We start from the raw sequence: 760 nt of genomic DNA on the forward strand, positions 1-760 counted from the left end.
TTCCTTATTAGGAAATTTGGTAACAAAGAAAATAATAAAGTATATAATGATTTGTCTCACTAACGGATGCGGTAGTTTAATATTTGCTCCAAGATGTCTCGGAATCAAGTCTTCCACAATAGGGGGCAAATCTGGAACATACGGGTTTGCTCCTTTACTTATTTTTATGGGCAGGATAATGGAAGACTTGTAGTCGAGATAATGTATTATTTGAAACTATAATTAGTACTGGATCGTAAAGAAAGTAACGTACTTTTTAGAGTAGTAGCTATCTTTGTACCTAAGAATTTTATAAATCAGGAGGACATATGCTTTTACCATCGGAAATAATCAACACTCTAAGAGAATATGGGCTTGCTCCATATTCGATGGAAAAACTTACTGGGGTTAATCCTAATAGAGAAGTTTCCTCCTTCAGGTTTTTTGCCACCAATGAGACTTCTTATATTGTAAAAAGGTGTAGTAGCAGAGAGTATGAGCTTTATACTGTACATGGTTCTTTTTTTGAAGACAACGATATTCAAATACCTACACTATATTTTTCATATGAAAATAAGGGTGAACATTGGATCCTTCTAGAAGACATTCCAGGAAAGTTTCCGCAAAGTCGATGGAAAGCAGATATTGAACAATTTGATTATTGCAGTTGAAATGAGCCACTTATGCGGAGTTTTGAGCCAGTCTTTGCGGAGAAAAGAGCCACCCTTTGCGGAATGCATTGCCACTATAAATAGAATAGAGAAAGGCCTCCTGTATAATT

The 760-nt window shown here is 35.5% G+C and carries 1 protein-coding gene; it reads left to right on the forward strand.

The window, feature by feature from the left end; all coding sequences use genetic code 11:
• Positions 1-308: 308 nt before the first annotated feature.
• Complete coding sequence (locus ACGTN9_RS19005; protein ID WP_499595919.1) at positions 309-650, forward strand: hypothetical protein; 342 nt, start codon at positions 309-311, stop codon at positions 648-650.
• Positions 651-760: the final 110 nt, after the last annotated feature.

The sequence above is a fragment of the Halobacillus sp. B23F22_5 genome (assembly GCF_043497085.1).
In the GTDB taxonomy this organism is placed as follows: Bacteria; Bacillota; Bacilli; order Bacillales; family Halobacillaceae; genus Thalassobacillus.